Origin of the sequence: Methylorubrum sp. Q1 (genome assembly GCF_004683995.1) — a bacterium.
Lineage (GTDB): Bacteria > Pseudomonadota > Alphaproteobacteria > Rhizobiales > Beijerinckiaceae > Methylobacterium.
Genome location: NZ_SRHQ01000003.1, coordinates 340625 through 356184, shown reverse-complemented (window position 1 = coordinate 356184; position 15560 = coordinate 340625). Strand labels below are relative to the sequence as shown.

At 69.6% G+C, this 15560-nt stretch carries 20 protein-coding genes and 1 tRNA gene; 13 read left to right on the top strand and 8 right to left on the bottom strand.

The features are described from left to right. Positions 1–300: 300 nt before the first annotated feature. Positions 301–543, bottom strand: coding sequence for a hypothetical protein (locus E4V01_RS05240; RefSeq protein ID WP_135297616.1), 243 nt, complete (start codon positions 541–543; stop codon positions 301–303). 57 nt (positions 544–600) lie between these two features. On the opposite strand from E4V01_RS05240, the gene E4V01_RS05235 reads away from it, so the two are divergent. The 6 genes from E4V01_RS05235 (at position 601) to E4V01_RS05210 (ending at position 3632) form a co-directional block, all read left to right on the top strand. Further along, positions 601–1005 carry a hypothetical protein gene (locus tag E4V01_RS05235; RefSeq protein ID WP_060771252.1) on the top strand — a complete coding sequence of 135 codons (405 nt, stop codon included), beginning with the start codon at positions 601–603 and terminating at the stop codon, positions 1003–1005. A 375-nt stretch (positions 1006–1380) separates the two neighbouring features. Then, complete coding sequence (locus tag E4V01_RS05230) at positions 1381–1653, top strand: hypothetical protein (protein ID WP_060771253.1); 273 nt, start codon at positions 1381–1383, stop codon at positions 1651–1653. 62 nt (positions 1654–1715) lie between these two features. Continuing rightward, positions 1716–2123, top strand: a complete 408-nt coding sequence (locus E4V01_RS05225; RefSeq protein ID WP_135297615.1) for a DUF2934 domain-containing protein — start codon at positions 1716–1718, stop codon at positions 2121–2123. Positions 2124–2310: 187 nt separating this feature from the next. Next, a complete protein-coding gene (locus E4V01_RS05220) occupies positions 2311–2601 on the top strand; it encodes a hypothetical protein (protein ID WP_135297614.1) in 291 nt (96 codons plus the stop codon). Positions 2602–2615: 14 nt separating this feature from the next. Beyond that, positions 2616–3287 (top strand): HAD family hydrolase, encoded by a 672-nt coding sequence (locus tag E4V01_RS05215; RefSeq protein WP_135297613.1) that lies wholly within the window; start codon positions 2616–2618, stop codon positions 3285–3287. 147 nt (positions 3288–3434) lie between these two features. Further along, positions 3435–3632, top strand: a complete 198-nt coding sequence (locus E4V01_RS05210; protein ID WP_003605893.1) for a hypothetical protein — start codon at positions 3435–3437, stop codon at positions 3630–3632. A 122-nt stretch (positions 3633–3754) separates the two neighbouring features. On the opposite strand, the gene E4V01_RS05205 is transcribed toward E4V01_RS05210, so the two are convergent. Continuing rightward, positions 3755–4447 carry an ABC transporter ATP-binding protein gene (locus E4V01_RS05205; RefSeq protein WP_056499903.1) on the bottom strand — a complete coding sequence of 231 codons (693 nt, stop codon included), beginning with the start codon at positions 4445–4447 and terminating at the stop codon, positions 3755–3757. 201 nt (positions 4448–4648) lie between these two features. Here E4V01_RS05205 and E4V01_RS05200 point away from each other — a divergent pair, with 201 nt between their 5' ends. From E4V01_RS05200 to rplA, 7 genes are all read left to right on the top strand, one after another. Next, entirely contained in the window at positions 4649–5299 is a 651-nt protein-coding gene (locus E4V01_RS05200; RefSeq protein ID WP_135297612.1) for an arylesterase, read from the top strand. A gap of 6 nt (positions 5300–5305) precedes the next feature. Then, a complete protein-coding gene (gene thpR, locus E4V01_RS05195; RefSeq protein ID WP_135297611.1) occupies positions 5306–5872 on the top strand; it encodes an RNA 2',3'-cyclic phosphodiesterase in 567 nt (188 codons plus the stop codon). 81 nt (positions 5873–5953) lie between these two features. Beyond that, positions 5954–6030, top strand: a tRNA-Trp gene (locus E4V01_RS05190). Positions 6031–6215: 185 nt separating this feature from the next. After that, positions 6216–6518 carry a preprotein translocase subunit SecE gene (secE, locus tag E4V01_RS05185; RefSeq protein ID WP_060771258.1) on the top strand — a complete coding sequence of 101 codons (303 nt, stop codon included), beginning with the start codon at positions 6216–6218 and terminating at the stop codon, positions 6516–6518. A 43-nt stretch (positions 6519–6561) separates the two neighbouring features. After that, positions 6562–7095 (top strand): transcription termination/antitermination protein NusG, encoded by a 534-nt coding sequence (gene nusG / locus E4V01_RS05180; protein WP_003597503.1) that lies wholly within the window; start codon positions 6562–6564, stop codon positions 7093–7095. Positions 7096–7422: 327 nt separating this feature from the next. Continuing rightward, positions 7423–7872, top strand: coding sequence for a 50S ribosomal protein L11 (gene rplK / locus E4V01_RS05175; RefSeq protein WP_003597508.1), 450 nt, complete (start codon positions 7423–7425; stop codon positions 7870–7872). Between the two features lie 11 nt (positions 7873–7883). Further along, positions 7884–8582, top strand: a complete 699-nt coding sequence (rplA, locus tag E4V01_RS05170; protein WP_060771259.1) for a 50S ribosomal protein L1 — start codon at positions 7884–7886, stop codon at positions 8580–8582. Between the two features lie 161 nt (positions 8583–8743). Here rplA and E4V01_RS05165 read toward each other — a convergent pair whose 3' ends face one another. From E4V01_RS05165 to aspS, 6 genes are all read right to left on the bottom strand, one after another. Next, on the bottom strand, positions 8744–9982 hold the full coding sequence (locus E4V01_RS05165; RefSeq protein WP_135297610.1) for a cytochrome P450: 1239 nt from the start codon (positions 9980–9982) through the stop codon (positions 8744–8746). Positions 9983–9986: 4 nt separating this feature from the next. Beyond that, positions 9987–11249 carry an NAD(P)/FAD-dependent oxidoreductase gene (locus tag E4V01_RS05160; protein ID WP_135297609.1) on the bottom strand — a complete coding sequence of 421 codons (1263 nt, stop codon included), beginning with the start codon at positions 11247–11249 and terminating at the stop codon, positions 9987–9989. Continuing rightward, entirely contained in the window at positions 11246–11467 is a 222-nt protein-coding gene (locus E4V01_RS05155) for a ferredoxin (RefSeq protein WP_003597514.1), read from the bottom strand. The genes E4V01_RS05160 and E4V01_RS05155 overlap by 4 nt, the downstream gene beginning before the upstream one ends. Positions 11468–11623: 156 nt before the next feature. After that, complete coding sequence (locus E4V01_RS05150; RefSeq protein ID WP_135297608.1) at positions 11624–12709, bottom strand: acyltransferase; 1086 nt, start codon at positions 12707–12709, stop codon at positions 11624–11626. Then, positions 12706–13590 (bottom strand): glycosyltransferase family 2 protein, encoded by an 885-nt coding sequence (locus tag E4V01_RS05145; RefSeq protein ID WP_135297607.1) that lies wholly within the window; start codon positions 13588–13590, stop codon positions 12706–12708. Before E4V01_RS05145 ends, E4V01_RS05150 begins: the two co-directional genes overlap by 4 nt. Before the next feature lie 148 nt (positions 13591–13738). Next, positions 13739–15553: an aspartate--tRNA ligase gene (aspS, locus tag E4V01_RS05140; protein ID WP_135297606.1), complete on the bottom strand. Its 1815-nt coding sequence runs from the start codon at positions 15551–15553 to the stop codon at positions 13739–13741. Positions 15554–15560: the final 7 nt, after the last annotated feature.

Here is a 15560-nt window from a genome sequence, read left to right as displayed (position 1 = left end):
CGCGTGGGATGGCTCGCCTCGCATGGATGCCGCGGTTAAGGTCTTGTTGACCATCCCGGCCGATCCTGTTCGGCCCGGAAGCCCGCGATGCGGGAACCGGCGCCCGCAACCGCCATGGCGAGACCCGCGCATCCGCATGACAACCGGCATGACATCGGGCTGCACGGCACGAGGCGCCGCGCGGCGCAAGGCATCGGCACGTCCGGGCCGGTTCGCGCTCCTCGGCGCGGCCGTGTACGGGATGGCCCTGTGTGGGTCTCCGTACGGTCCGATTTCCGCTGTCCGTGCGGAGGAGCCGCTCTACCTGCGGATCCGCGCGAACCCGGAAGCCCGGCTCGCCGGGACTTCGGCCTCCGGGGTGCCGGCCTCCGGGCCGACGACCGGGCCGGCCGCTGCAGGGACCTTGCGCGAATCCGTCTGGGAGCGCAGCGACCGGCGCGCCCGGATCGCGATCGCCTCGGTTTGCACCGGATGCCTTCCCGCGCGTTCCGACCTGATCGCGGTCAGGCCGTCTTCCGTGGCGGACGCTGCGGTCGCCGACATGCCTTCGCCGCTTTCGTCACGCTCTCCATCGCCCTTTGCACCGACAGCAGGTGACCCATGACCCAGGCCCATCCGACCACCGGCGCGACCGTCGATCCGGAATGCCCGGTCTCCCTCGAACGGCTCGGCGAGGTCTACCGCGCCGACGACTACGATCTGCCCTACATCCTCGAGGAGATTCCGGCGCTGACCCGCGCCAAGCTCGCCGCCTACCTCTACGGCAAGAGCCACATGCACCAGCTCGGCCTGAAGGTGGCCCGCGCCTGCGAGCGCGACGACCTGGTCCAGGCCGTGGGCGAGATCGGCTCGGTGATCTACGGCCAGTCCCGGTTGAAGCCCGCCCAGGCGGCGCCGGAGGTCGAGGTGCCGGCCGGGCGCGGCAAGGGGGGGCAAGTGGCTCCACCGAAGAAGGTCAAGATCAGCCTGGGCGGTTCGGCTGCCAAGGGCCGCAGCTTCGATTGAACCGCGATGCCGTTCCCGGCCGCCCAGCCACCGGAGGCGGCCGGGAACGACTCTCGAACGTGTGTCTTGGCGCCGTTCCCGAGCCCGGCCATGCGCCGCTGCGGGCCGTCGTGACCTGATCCAATTCATCTGAGCGCGTTCTTGCGACGAAGCGGTCACCGCTTCGTCGCAAGAACGCGCGTCAAAACAAAGACCTAGAGCATCATCCCGAAAGGTGGCCTCCGGCTTTCGGAATAAAGGTGATGCGAAACCAAGAGCCTCAAGCATCGTCCTGGATCCGGTATCCAGGACGATGCTTGAGAGACGCCGGCCTGATGCCATCAGGTCGGATACGGCTCTGGATCGAAGCGGTGTGACGGCGAGAGGGCAGGTTCGATGTACGCGACGTGGTGGAAGCTCGGCCTCGACACGACCCTGCTCGCCTTCGAGGCGCAGTCGGTGATCGCCCTGCGGATGGCCAAGCTCGCGGCCGGGGGCAGCGGTGCGCAGGTGGAGGCGCAGCGCATGGTGAGCGAGAAGCTGTTCGCGGCCAGCGAGGCGGCGATGCAGCTCGCGACGGGCGCCTCGCACGGCGCGGTGGTGGCCGGCTATCGCCGCAAGGTGCGCGCGAACCACCGCCGTCTCTCCCGCAGCGCGGAACGCGGTTAACCGCTCCTTAACCATGCGCTTCCATCGTTCGAACTCACGTCGGACGATTTCGGGAGAGCGTTATGATGTTGTGCGAGAACAGCGTGCGCGAGCGCGCCTACTACATCTGGGAAGGTGAAGGCCGGGTTTTCGGCCGGGCCGAGGCCCACTGGCTTCAGGCCGAGTCCGAGCTGCGGCAGGCCCCGGTTGCGGCGCTGATCGAAGCCGAGGCGCCCGCCAAGGTTGCCAAGCCCCGCACCGCCCGCGCCAAGCCGGCGGTGCAGGCCCCCGCCGAGGCTCTGGCGAGCGTCGCCAAGGCGGCCAAGTCTGCTGCCAAAGCCAAAACACCTGCCAAGGCACTGGCCAAGAAGGCGCCTGCCACGACGTCCGCGAAGGCTGCCGAGAAGCCCGCCGCCAAGGCGGTGAAGGCGGCACCCAGGGCCAAGCCGGCTGCCAGCCGCGCCGGAGCCGAGGCGCTCGTCCTCCACTGAGCCGCCCCGCAACACGGACGCGGTTCGAGAGCCCGCCGCCCTCCGGGGCCGGCGGGCTTCGCTTTTTAGGGCCCCTCCGTGGAAAGTCGGGGCAAGCGAGCCTGAGACCCCGGAACGCGGGCCGGGCTCGGCCGTTTCCTTTCGCGCTTCGTCGGCGGGGCGCGGCTACGATCGAGGATGACAAGCGATGCGCGCGTTGATCGGCCGAGGTGCTGCCGCTCTCTGCCTCGGCACGATGCTGGCGGCCAGCGCCGCGGCAGCGGGACCCGTGCGGCCAGGCGACTCGTTCTACACCGGCCCCGCCGTGCCGGCGGTGAGCGGCCGGGCCCCGTGGAACGCGCCCTGGGAATACGATTCCGGCAGCGGCAACGACCGTCGCCCCGAACTGCCCTACTACCAGCAGGGCCGCGGCCAGCAGACCGGCGGGCCCGCCCGCAATCTCCTCCCCGATGACGGCCTTCAGCTGTTTCCGCGCTGACGGGGCCTGATTCGATGTCCGCTCGCATCAAAGCCGTCGTCTTCGACATCGACGGCACCCTGCTCGACAGCGTCGATCTGCACGCCCGCGCCTGGGTCGAGGCCTTTGCGCATTTCGGGATCGAGACGGAGGAGGCGGACGTCCGCCGCCAGATCGGGAAGGGCGGCGACCAGCTCCTGCCCGTCTTCGTCGACGCGGATCGGCTCGCCCGCGAGGGCGAAGCAATCGAGGCTTACCGCTCCGATCTGTTCAAGCGGTCCTATCTCGCGCAGGCCAAGCCGTTTCCCGCGGTGAAGGAACTGCTCAGCCATGTGCGCGATGCAGGCCAGACCGTCGCGCTCGCGTCCTCCGGCAAGGCGGACGAGGTGGAAAACTACCAGAAAATCCTCGGCATCACCGATCTCGTCGACGTGGTCACGACCTCCGACGATGCCGATCGATCCAAGCCGCATCCCGACATCTTCGAAGCCGTGCTGAGGAAGCTTCCCGGTCTCCCCAAAGACGCGGTGATGGTGGTCGGGGATACCCCCTACGACGCACAAGCCGCTGCCGGCGCTGGACTTTCGACGATCGGCGTCTTGTGCGGCGGCTTCCCGGAGGCCGCGCTGTCGGCGGCCGGATGCATCGCGATCTACCGCGATCCGCAGGATCTGCTCGACGGCTACACGCGCTCGCCGCTCGCCTGACGAAGAGCCGGCTTCAAAAAGCTGTGAGGTGCGGCGCGGGATTTCGAAGGAACCGCTAACTGCAAGCCGGCAAACCTATGGCCTTGCGATTTGGAACCGTTTAAGAGCCCGCCCCGCGGGGGGCGAGCCCGTTTCCGGATGCGACTCATGCAGACCACGGCCGAGACGTTCATGGCGACCTCGAAATCGATCCAGCAGCAGGTTGCCGAGGCCATCGAGGACCGGGCTCTCCCGATCAGCCGGCTCCTGCGCCTGATGTGGGCCCTCGACGCCGACCGCAGCGCCGCCAACCAGAACCTGCGGGCTCAACTCCGCGCCCGGATCGGCGCTCCCTTAAGCGCCTGATCTTTCTGTTTGCCGCGTCGCCTGATGCGACGCGCGAGCAGACGGCTTCAACACCCGACATGTGCTTGCCTTTCGGCGCCCGACCGGCACCGGAAGGCATCGTTTTTCCAGGCCCTGTCTACTTAGGCTTCTTGCGCCTCGGCCGGCGCTTCGATCCGGCCGGCGCGCAGGCGCACGGTGCGGTCGCACAGCCGGGCGAGGCCGGGATCGTGCGTCACCAGCACCAGGGTCGCGCCGCGGTCGCGCTTGAGCCCGAACAACAGGTCCACGATCTGCCGCCCCGTCGCCTCGTCGAGGTTTCCCGTCGGCTCGTCGGCCACCAGGATCGCCGGATCGGGCGCGAGCGCACGGGCGATCGCCACCCGCTGCTGCTCCCCGCCGGAGAGCTGCGCCGGGTAGTGCCGCAGCCGGTGCCCGAGCCCCACCGCCTCGAGTTCCGCCGCCGCCCGTCCGTGCGGATCGGATGCGTTGGCGAGTTCGAGCGGCAGCGCCACGTTCTCCAGCGCGGTCATGGTCGGCACGAGGTGGAAGGCCTGGAACACGATGCCGATGTTGCGGCCGCGGAAGCGCGCGAGCCCGTCCTCATCGAGCCCGCCGAGATCCGTGCCGGCGATGGTGACGCGGCCGGTATCGGGCCGCTCCAGCCCGGCCATGACGGTGAGCAGGGTCGATTTCCCTGAGCCTGAGGGGCCGACGAGCCCGACCGCCTCGCCGCGCTCGACATCGAGCGAGATGCCACGCAGGACATGCACCCGCGCGGGGCCGCGGCCGAGGCTCAGCTCGATCTGCGACAGGGAGACAGCCTTGTTCGACATCAGGCACCGACCGATCTTGGCGGGGAAGTTGGCGAGCAGCTTGGCAACCACCCGGACATGTCCGAGCGAAAGGATACGGTCTTGCACCACGCGAACGAAGCGGAAGCCGGACCCGGCAGGCTTGTGTCATGCTTGGGCGCCCGGCGCGAGGCGGACGAACCCGATGTGGGCCCGCGCCGCCTCCGGCGCAGGGTCGCGCTGATGCTCCTCTTCGCCGCAGCCACGCTCGTCGGTGCCGCAGGCCTGCGGCCCGGCTCGGCCCAGGCCGAGCCGGCGCCGCTCAAGCTCGTGGCCTTCGGCGACAGCCTCACCGCGGGCTACCGCCTGCCGGCCGATGCCGCCTTCCCGGCGGTTCTGGAGCGGGTGCTGAAGGCCAAGGGGTACCGGGTCGAGATCGCCAATGCCGGTGTATCGGGCGACACCAGCACCGGCGGGCTCGACCGGCTCGACTGGTCGGTGCCGGACGGCACGCAGGGCGTGATCCTCGAACTCGGCGCCAATGACATGCTGCGCGGCACCGATCCGGCGGTGACCCGCAAGGCGCTTGAGACGATCATCGTGCGGCTGAAGGAGCGCAACATCCCGGTGTTGCTCGCCGGCATGCTGGCCGCGCCGAACCTCGGAACGGAGTACCGCGCCCGCTTCGACGCGATCTATCCCGACTTGGCCAAGGCGCACGGCCTCGTGCTCTACCCGTTCTTTCTCGACGGCGTGACGGGCCAGCGCGCCAACACCATGGATGACGGGCTGCACCCCACCGCCAGGGGCGTCGAGCGGATCGTCGAGGGCATCCTGCCGAGCGTCGAGACCTTCCTGGGCCGCCTGGGCCAGAATCCGGAGAAGAAGGGGTAGCGAACCATGCCGCGCCTGTTCACCGGGCTCGAGATCCCGCCGGACATCGCCGAGCGGCTGTCGTTCTTCCGCGGCGGCCTGCCCGGCGCGCGCTGGATCGAGCCGGGCGACTACCACGTCACCCTGCGGTTCCTCGGTGAGATCGACGCCATGATCGCCGCCGATATCGATGCCGGCCTGCGGGAGGCGCGGGTGCGCGCGCCGCTCACCGTGACACTGGACGGGCTGGCGAGCTTCGGCGGCGACCGGCCGCGGGCGCTCTACGCCTCGGTCGTCCCCACCCCGGAGCTCATCGACCTACAGGAGGAGCACGAGCGCATCGCCCGCCGGGCCGGGGCCGCGCCGGAGCGGCGCAAGTTCACGCCGCACGTGACGCTGGCCCGCCTCAACCGCGAGGCCTCCCCGGAGGCCGTGGCGCGAAGGCTGGCCGAGGCGGGGGTGTTTGCCCGCCTAACCTTCACGGTGCGCCGCGCCGCCCTGTTCTCCGCCCGCACCTCGCGCGGCGGCGGGCCCTACCTCGTCGAGGCGGCCTATCCCTTCGCGGATGCGGATTTCGAGCTGGACGAAGAATAGCGATGACTCTGCTTGCTGACGTCGTGCCCTTGCTTTGGGCCGCAGGTTGCGGCATGACGCGAGCCGCGCCGCGCGCGCCGTAGGAGTGTAGCTCAACTGGTCAGAGCACCGGTCTCCAAAACCGGGGGTTGGGGGTTCGAGTCCCTCCACTCCTGCCACGGCGCCCACCGAGCCCGACCTGGCATCCGACCGGCGGCACCCCTTCCCGAACCCATCGACAAGCCGGATCACTTGCGCTAGAGCGGGCGCATTCCGAGATCCTCAGATGCTGTCGGTGTGGGACGCGATTGTCCCCGCACCGCGATCGGTGGTTCCCGGAGCCCTGTCCGGTTTCAGTTGCGCCATGGCATCGAACGAAGCGACCAAGAAAGCCGACGCGGCCCGCGGACCCAAACGCGGCACGGCCCCCGTCGCGCCCCAGCGCCCGACCCCGCCCGCGCGCCCCGCGCCGAAGCGGGTGGGCCCGGTGGAGTTCCTGGGCGAGGTGCGCGACGAGGGCCGCAAGGTCACGTGGCCGACCCGCAAGGAAACCACCGTGACCACCATCATGGTGTTCATCATGGTCGTGGTCGCAAGCCTGTTCTTCGTCGCCGTCGATCAGGTGATGCGCTTCGCCGTCAGCCTGATCCTCGGGATCGGCGCCTGAGTCATCGCAGGCGTCTCACGGACGCCGAGGAGTTGAGAGACCCGTGTCGAAGCGCTGGTACATCGTCCACGCCTACTCGAACTTCGAGAATAAGGTCGCCCAGTCCATCAAGGATCAGGCGGCCCAGCGTGGGCTGACCGAACTGTTCGACGAGGTCATGGTGCCGACCGAGAAGGTCACCGAAGTGCGCCGCGGCCGCAAGGTCGATGCCGAGCGCAAGTTCTTTCCGGGCTACGTGCTCGTGAAGTGCGACCTGACCGACGAGGTCTATCACCTCATCAAGAACACCCCGAAGGTGACCGGCTTCCTGGGCGCCGACAAGGCCAAGCCCGTGCCGATCCCGGACGCCGAGGCCGAGCGCATCAAGGGGCAGGTGCAGGAGGGCGTGGATCGCCCCAAGCACACGGTCTCCTTCGAGATCGGCGAGACCGTGCGCGTCTCCGACGGCCCCTTCGCCTCCTTCAACGGCACCGTCGAGGAAATCGACGACGCCCGCTCGCGCCTCAAGGTGGCAGTGTCGATCTTCGGCCGTGCCACCCCGGTCGAGCTGGAATACGGTCAAGTCGAGAAGGTCTAGTCGGCATGATCGACGCGGCCACCCTCCTCCACGCTTGGAATTGGTGCGCCGCCGAAATCAAAGTCGGCTCGTTTCTTCTGTGTCTCGGGCTGTTTACGGGCGGCTGCTGAGCGGTCGAATGAGTTTGCGGGACTTCCACAAAACCTACGGGTGGTCGTCTCATCGAGATCCGGCTTCGCCGGATAAGTCCCTGCCTCGGTAGGGCATCATCCGCGGGAGATCCGCCCGGCTTCGCCTCCGGGAACCACGGATCGCACCGCGACCTGTCACTGCCCGTCCGTCCGTGCCTAGGCAGCCCGGCGATGGGCACTCATTGGGAGAAGTCCCATGGCGAAGAAGATCACGGGCTACGTGAAGCTTCAGGTCCCGGCCGGCGCCGCCAACCCGTCGCCGCCGATCGGCCCCGCGCTCGGTCAGCGCGGCCTCAACATCATGGAATTCTGCAAGGCCTTCAACGCGAAGACCGCGCAGATGGAGAAGGGCACCCCGATCCCGGTGATCATCACCGCGTATCAGGACCGCTCCTTCACCTTCGAGATGAAGCAGCCCCCGGTCACCTTCTTCCTGAAGAAGGCGGTGGGCCTGAAGATCGGCAAGAAGCCGGCCTCCGGCTCCAAGACCCCGGGCAAGGGCCCGACCGTCGGCAAGATCACCGAAGCCCAGCTTCGCGAGATCGCCGAGAAGAAGATGCCCGACCTGAACTGCGACTCCGTCGATGCGGCGGTCGCGATGATCCGTGGCTCCGCGCGAGCCATGGGCCTCGAAGTCGTCGCGTAAGGGAGGGCGATATGGCACGCGAAGGAAAGCGCATCCGCGCCGCCCGCGAGGGTCTGGAGCCGATGAAGCTCTACGCCATCGACGAGGCGATCAAGCTGGTGAAGTCGAAGGCTTCGGCCAAGTTCGACGAGACCGTCGAGATCTCGATGAATCTCGGCGTCGATCCGCGCCACGCCGACCAGATGGTCCGCGGCGTCTGCAACCTGCCGAACGGCTCCGGCCGGACGGTCCGCGTGGCGGTCTTCGCCCGTGGCGCCAAGGCGGACGACGCCCGCGCAGCGGGTGCCGATATCGTCGGCGCCGAGGATCTCCTCGAGATCGTCCAGGGCGGCAAGATCGAGTTCGATCGCTGCATCGCGACCCCGGACCTGATGCCGCTCGTCGGCCGTCTCGGTAAGGTGCTGGGCCCGCGCGGCCTGATGCCGAACCCGAAGGTCGGCACCGTCACCATGGACGTGAAGGGCGCCGTTGCCGCCGCCAAGGGCGGCGCGGTCGAGTTCCGCGTCGAGAAGGCCGGCATCATCCACGCCGGCATCGGCAAGGTGTCCTTCGATGAGCAGAAGCTCGTCGAGAACATCAAGGCCTTCGCCGACGCGGTCGCCAAGGCGAAGCCCACGGGCGCCAAGGGCACCTACATCCAGCGCATCGCCGTCACCTCGACGATGGGCCCGGGTGTGAAGGTCGAGCCGTCCACGGTTCTGACCGCGTAAGCGATCGTCCGCAGGGACGTTGTTTGGAGGAGCGCCCGGCCGAAAGGTCGGGCGCTTTTCTTTTTGGCTGCGGCGTTTTTTCGATGACCCGTCCGTCGCGTGCGCACCCCCCCCTCTCCGCGCGCGGGGAGAGGGGGTCCCAGCGGCACTCGGGTGGAAGATCACTCCCCCGCCACCCCCTCCAACGCCAGCCTCAGGTGCCGCGGCCCCCGCAGCGAGGCGCCGGGCCGGTAGGGCGGCGGGTCCTCGGTCAGGGACACGCCCTTCAGGCGCCGCACGAGGCTGACCAGGGCCACCTCCGCCTCGATCCGCGCGAGCGGGGCGCCGACGCAGTAGTGCAGGCCGCCGCCGAAGCCGAGATGGCGGTTGTCGGGCCGGTCGGGATCGAAGCGGTCGGGGTCGGGAAAGCGGATCGGGTCGCGGTTGGCGGCGGCGAGCAGGAAAATCACCGGCGCATCCTTCGGGATCGTGATTCCGGCCACCGGAATGTCGGTGAGCGCCAGCCGGGTGCGGTAATGGACCGGCGGCTCGTAGCGCAGCAACTCCTCGATCAGGCGCGGCGCGGTCTCCGGCTCGGCGCGCAGGCGCTCGAGATGCTCGGGGAGGCGCAGCAGCGTCAGCATGCCGTTGGTGATCAGGTTCACCGTGGTCTCGTGGCCCGCCACCAGGAGCAGCACGGCGGTGGCGATCAGGTCGAAATCGTTCATCCCCTCCTTCTCGTTGGCGAGGTCGGAGAGGATGTCCTCTTGGCGGTCCTTGCGCTTCTCCTTGATCAGCCCCTGGAGGTAGTCGGCGATCTCGTTGAAGCAGACCTCGTTCTTGGCCTGATTCTCCTCGTCGCCGCGCTGGTTGGGCTCGAGCGCGGTCGCGAGTTGCGTCGCCCAGCCGTGGAACTGCGCCTCATCCTCGGGAGGCACGCCGAGCAGCTCGCAGATCACGGTGACGGGGAGCGGATAGGAGAAGTCCTCGACGAGGTCGATGCGGGACTTGCCCTGCATCTTGCCGATCAGGTCGTCGGTGATCGCTTGTGTCTTCGCGCGCATGCCGCGCACCCGCTCGGGGGTGAAGCAGCGCATCACTTGGCCCCGCAGACGGTCGTGGTCGGGCGGGTCGCGGAAGATGAAGGGGCGATGCCGCTTGCGGATCTCGGCCCGCACCGGCCGCACCAGCAGGTCGGTGACGGGGTGCCCCGTCCAGCGGAATTTCTGCGGGTCGGGCAGATCGTCCGAGCTGATGCGGGGATCGGAGATCAGCCGCGCCAGTTCGGCATGGGTGCTGACGACGTAGGTGCCGTCCGCCTGCCGCGCGACGGGGGCCTTTCGCAGCTCGGCGTAGAGCGGGTAGGGGTTCGCCCGGTTGGCGGGATCGAGGATCTGTTCGAACAGCGTGCTTCCGCTCACGGGACTATGGCTCCTGCACACGGATGCGGGGCTGATCGACGGCGTCCTCGATCGGCGGGAAGGGCGCGCGCTCGCGGATCGCGGCCTTGTAGGCGGGCAGCCAGCGGGCGCTGTCGATGGCGGCGGCGGCGACGATGCGGCCCGCCTTGCCGAAGGCGGCCACGAGGCGCCGCTCCTCGAGCGAGCCGTGCACCACGGCGAGGGCGTCGGCGCCCTCGGTCAGGCCGACGAGCTTGATCGTCAGGCCGAATTGCTGCGACCAGAAATCCGGCAGGTGGTCGTGGCGGCGCATCGCCGAGGCGTCGCCCGCCAGCATGTTGGCGGCGGCGGTCTCTGCTTGCGCCCGGGCGTTGCCCCAGTGCTCGACCGCCACCAAGGCGTCGTCGTCGTACGGGTTCGGCCAGTGCGCCACGTCGCCCGCGGCGAACACGCTCTCGGCGACGCGGCCGTCATGGAGCAGGGCGCGGCAGAAGGCGTCGCAGCGCAGGCCCCCCGCGTCGGCTTCCAGCCCCGAGCCGTCGAGCCATTCGACGTTGCGCAGCGTGCCGATGGCGGCCACGAGGCAATCGGTCTCGATCCGCGCGCCGTCCTTCAGGGTCACGGCCGCGAGGCGGCCCGCTTGCCCCTCCATCCGCTCGATCTCGGATTCGAGGCGCAGATCGACACCCCTCTCGCGGGCGACCTCGCCGATCAGGCCGCCGAGGCGGGGGCCGAGCGCTGCGGCCAGCGGCACGGCATCGCGCACCAGCAGGGTGACCGGGATGTCGAGATCGCGGCAGGTCGAGGCCACCTCGAAGCCGATGAAGCCGCCGCCGACGAGGACGACGCGTTGCGGCTTGGTCCGCAGATGCGCGCCGAGCCGCTCGGCGTCGTCGCGGGTGCGCAGGGTGAAGACACCGGCGAGGCCCGCTTCCTCCGGGTTCGGCCAGGGCCGCGCCCGGGTTCCCGTGGCGATCAGCAGCCGATCGTAGGGCAGGCGGCTGCCGTCTTCGCATTCGACGGCGCGCCCGGTCAGGTCGAGCCGGGTCGCCGGCCGGCCGAGGCGGAACTCCGCGTTGAGGTCGGGATGACAGGGCAGGGTGGTGTCGGCGGAGTAGAGCCCGCGCAGCACCTGCTTGGAGAGCGGCGGCCGGTCATAGGGCCGATGACGCTCGGCGCCGACCAGGGTCAGGCTTCCGGCATAGCCCCGCTCACGCAGGGCATGGGCGGCAGCATGCCCCGCCAGCGAGGCGCCGACGATGACGATGCGTTCAGGGCGTGTCGTCACCGCGCCTCTCCGGCCGCCGCGTCGGCGGCATCGGGGTAGGCGGTGATCGCCCGCACCGGGCAGGCGTGGATGGCCCGCTCGATCTCGCCCCGTGCGGTCTCGTCCGGGGAGGGGTCGTAGACCAGCGCCTCCCTGCCATGCAGGGCGAAGTGCCCCGGCGCCGCGTAGATGCACTGCGCGTAGGCTTGGCAGCGGTTGAGATCCACGACGACCTTCATGGTGGGCGGCGATCCGGGCTTTCGGGGGGAGGAATGGGCCCGAGGATATGGACCCGGCTCCGTAGCTAGGGTGCGCAGGGCACCCCACCACGACGGCGTGACGACACGCCTCGAGCATCTCAAACGCATCGGAGGCGCGAGAAGATCAATTTCGTTTCACGGACCCGCAGGCTCAATGGTCCCCAGCGTGCGCCGCCCGAGTGCCCGCGCCTTGAGCCGCAGGGCCGGCTTCTCGACCGCGTACCAGGAGGCGGCGGCGACGAGCCCGGCGAGCAGGAGGGCCGGCGTCAGCAGGGCCAGGGCGGAGGCCGTGGGCCAGAGCGCGTGCAGGCTCTGCTGGATCGGCCAGCCGTAGAGATAGACCCCGTAGGAGAGGTCGGCCGGCGGGTCGAGGGCGGGGCGGGCGAGCGGGGGCAGGAAGGCGAGCCAGATCGCCGCGTAGCTCTCGCCGAGGAAGAGCAGTGTCCGGGCGGGGGCGTAGCCCTGCAACAGGAGGCCCGCGGCCAGGACGAGCAGCGGCCAGGGCGTGAGGCGAAAGGAATCGCGCCAGAGGTAGAGGCAGGCTCCGGCGGCGAAGATCAGCGGCAGGCGCAGGGCCGTCTCGGTGCCCTTGGACATCTCGGGCCGGACCACTTCGAGCACCGCCAGCGACAGGGCCAGGGCCGCAGTGAGCGCCGGCACGGCCCAGCGCCGCCGCAGGAGCCCGAAAAGCCCGATGGCGAAGACGCCGGCGTAGCAGATCGTCTCGTATTTCAGGGTCCAGACCGTACCGAGCGGGCTGCGGAAGGGGTTGGCCTCGAAGAGGCCGGGCAGGCTGGCGTTGCTCTTGAAGGACAGGAGCGTGCCGCGCACGAAGCGCCACAGTTCCGGTGAGGCGTAGTACTCGGTGAGCGGCAGCCGGGTGAGGGCGCCGCCGAGCAGCAGCGAGACCGCCAGGGTCGCGGCGACGAGGCCCGGCAGAATGCGCAAGCTCCGGGCGACGACGTAGTCGCGCCAGCCGCGCCGATCGTAGCTCATGGTGACGAGGAAGCCCGAGACGGCGAAGAAGCCGTTCACCGCGTGCTCGCCCAGCGAAAAGCTGGTGGCGCGGGCCAGCGGCTCGTCGAGCGCGTGGCCGGAGACGACGCTGAAGGCGTGGCTGACCACCACCATCAGGGCCAGCGCCAGGCGCAGACCCGAGAAGGCGTTGTGCGGGCGCGCCAGTGCCTCCGCGATGGTGGGGCCGGACAGGACGCCGCTCACGGTGCCAATCCTTCGCGGGCCAGCGCGCTCTGCCCGCGCAGGGCGGCGAGCGCGCCGGCCGCCGAGCCGCCGTAGCGTTCCAGCCCCGAGCGCCGGAAGGCGAGGGCGGAGAGCGCCGCCTTCGGCGCGTTCGTCGCCAGCATTCCGGGGCTCGGATCGGGCAGGCCGTATTTCCGCGAGACGTAGGCCCGCGACCACGCCTGATGCCAGCGCGTACGAAAAACCCGGCCCGGCGCCGGGGCCGAGGAGCGCCCTCGCCCGTGCAGCGCCACCGCGCCGTGGACGTGGATCAGGGCGCGCCCCGCATCGGCCACCCGGCGGCAGAGGTCGTCGTCCTCGTAGAACAGGAAGATGTTCTCGTCGAAGCCGCCGAGGTCGAGGAAGAAGGCCCGCTCGATCATCAGGCAGGCGCCCGACAGGAACGGCGCGCAGGCGTCGCCCTCGGGGAGATCACGCCGGCCCTTCGGATTGGTGAGGTAGGGCGCGAGCAGCGAGCGCGGCTGGTAGAAGAAGCGCCCGTCCGGCTCATGGATGCGCGGCGCCAGGAGGCCGGCGTCAGACCAGGCCTGCGCCGCGGCCAGCAGGGCGGCGGCGGCGCCCGGTTGCAGCACGAGATCGGGATTGAGGATGAGAACGTGCCGGGCCCCCTCGGCGGCGCGCACGCCGATGTTGTTGGCCCGCCCGTAGCCCTCGTTGCGGGGATGGGCGATCACCCGCGCGCCGTGAGCCCGCGCCACCGCCACCGAGCCGTCGCGGCTGGCATTGTCGACCACGATCGCCGGGATGCTTTCGCGCGCGAGCGCCGCGAGGCAGGCGGGCAGGGCATCCGCGCTGTCGTGGCTGACGACGATGGCGGTGAGGGGAGTGGGATGGGGCGGCATCAGGTCCTGCGCGGCTTCCCTCCCCTTCGGTGGCGGGTGGCCCCGAAGGGGGCGGGCGAGGGGAGCGCCGCTTCCGACAAAGCGGAACCGGGCCCTCACCCGCCTGCTCCGCAGGCACCCTCCCCCGCGGCGGGAGAGGGTTTAGGCGCTACGCCTTCTTCTCGGGCAGGTTGAGCCGGATGTGCAGCTCGCGCAGCTGCTTCGGGGTCGCCTCGGCGGGCGCGCCCATCATCAGGTCCTCGGCGCGCTGGTTCATCGGGAACAGCACGACCTCGCGGATGTTCGGCTCCTCGCACAGCAGCATGACGATGCGGTCGACACCCGGCGCGATGCCGCCGTGCGGCGGGGCGCCGAGGCGCAGGGCGTTCAGCATGCCGCCGAACTTCTCCTCCAGCACGTCCTTGCCGTAGCCGGCGATGGCAAAGGCCTTCTCCATCACGTCGGGGCGATGGTTCCGGATCGCACCCGAGGACAGCTCGATGCCGTTGCAGACGATGTCGTACTGGAACGCCTTGATCCCAAGGATTTCTTGGGAGTCTTCCTCGCCTAAGGCGAGGAATGCGTCGCGATCGTAGTTCGGCATCGAGAACGGGTTGTGGGAGAAGTCGATCTTCTTGTCTTCTTCGTTCCACTCGTACATCGGGAAATCGACGACCCAGCAGAAGGCGAACTGGTCCGTGTCGGAGAGCTTCAGCTCGTCGCCGATGCGGATGCGCGCCTTGCCCGCGAGCCCGGCGGCCTTCGCCTCGGTGCCGGCGGCGAAGAACACGGCGTCGCCCGCCTTGGCCCCGGCCTTCTCGGCGATCCGTGCCTGGATCGCGGCGGGGATGAACTTGGCGATCGGCCCCTTGCCGGTGAGCGCCCCGCCCTCTTCCTCGAACACGATGTAGCCGAGCCCCGGCGCGCCTTCCGAGCGGGCCCAGTCGTTGAGCTTGTCGAAGAACGAGCGCGGCTGACCGGCGGCGCCGGTGGCGGGAATGGCGCGCACCACGCCGCCCGACTTGATGACGCCTTTGAACGCCTTGAACTCCACCGCGTCGTCGGCGAATTCGTCGGTGACGTCGGCGATGATCAGCGGGTTGCGCAGGTCCGGCTTGTCGACGCCGTATTTGAGCATCGCGTCGGCGTAGGTGATGCGCGGGAATTCCCCCGTCACGCGCTTGCCGCCGGCGAACTCCTCGAACACGCCGCGCAGCACCGGCTCCACCGCCTGGAACACGTCCTCCTGCGTGACGAAGCTCATCTCGATGTCGAGCTGATAGAACTCGCCCGGCGAACGGTCGGCGCGGGCGTCCTCGTCGCGGAAGCAGGGGGCGATCTGGAAGTAGCGGTCGAAGCCCGCGATCATCGTGAGCTGCTTGAACTGCTGCGGCGCCTGCGGCAGCGCGTAGAACTTCCCGGGATGGACGCGGGACGGCACGAGGTAGTCGCGCGCGCCCTCCGGCGAGGAGGCGGTCAGGATCGGCGTCTGGAATTCGAAGAAACCGCCCTCGCGCATGCGGCGGCGCAGGCTGTCGACGATCGCGCCGCGCTTCATGATGTTGGCGTGCAGCTTCTCCCGGCGCAGATCGAGGAAGCGGTACTTGAGCCGGGTCTCTTCCGGGTATTCCTGGTCGCCGAAGACGGGCAGCGGCAGCTCGCCCGCCGGCCCCAGCACTTCGAGGTCATCGATATAGACCTCGACCGCGCCGGTCGGCAGCTCCGGGTTCTCGGTGCCGGCGGGCCGGGTGCGCACGCGGCCGTCGATGCGGATCACCCACTCGGAGCGGGCGGTCTCGGCCGCCTTGAAGGCCTTCGAGTCGGAATCGATCACGCACTGCGTCAGGCCGTAATGGTCGCGCAGGTCGATGAAGAGCACGCCGCCATGGTCGCGGATGCGGTGGCACCAGCCGGACAGGCGGACGGTCTGCCCGACATCGGACGGGCGGATCGCCCCGCAGGTATGGGTACGGTAACGGTGCATGGCGGGC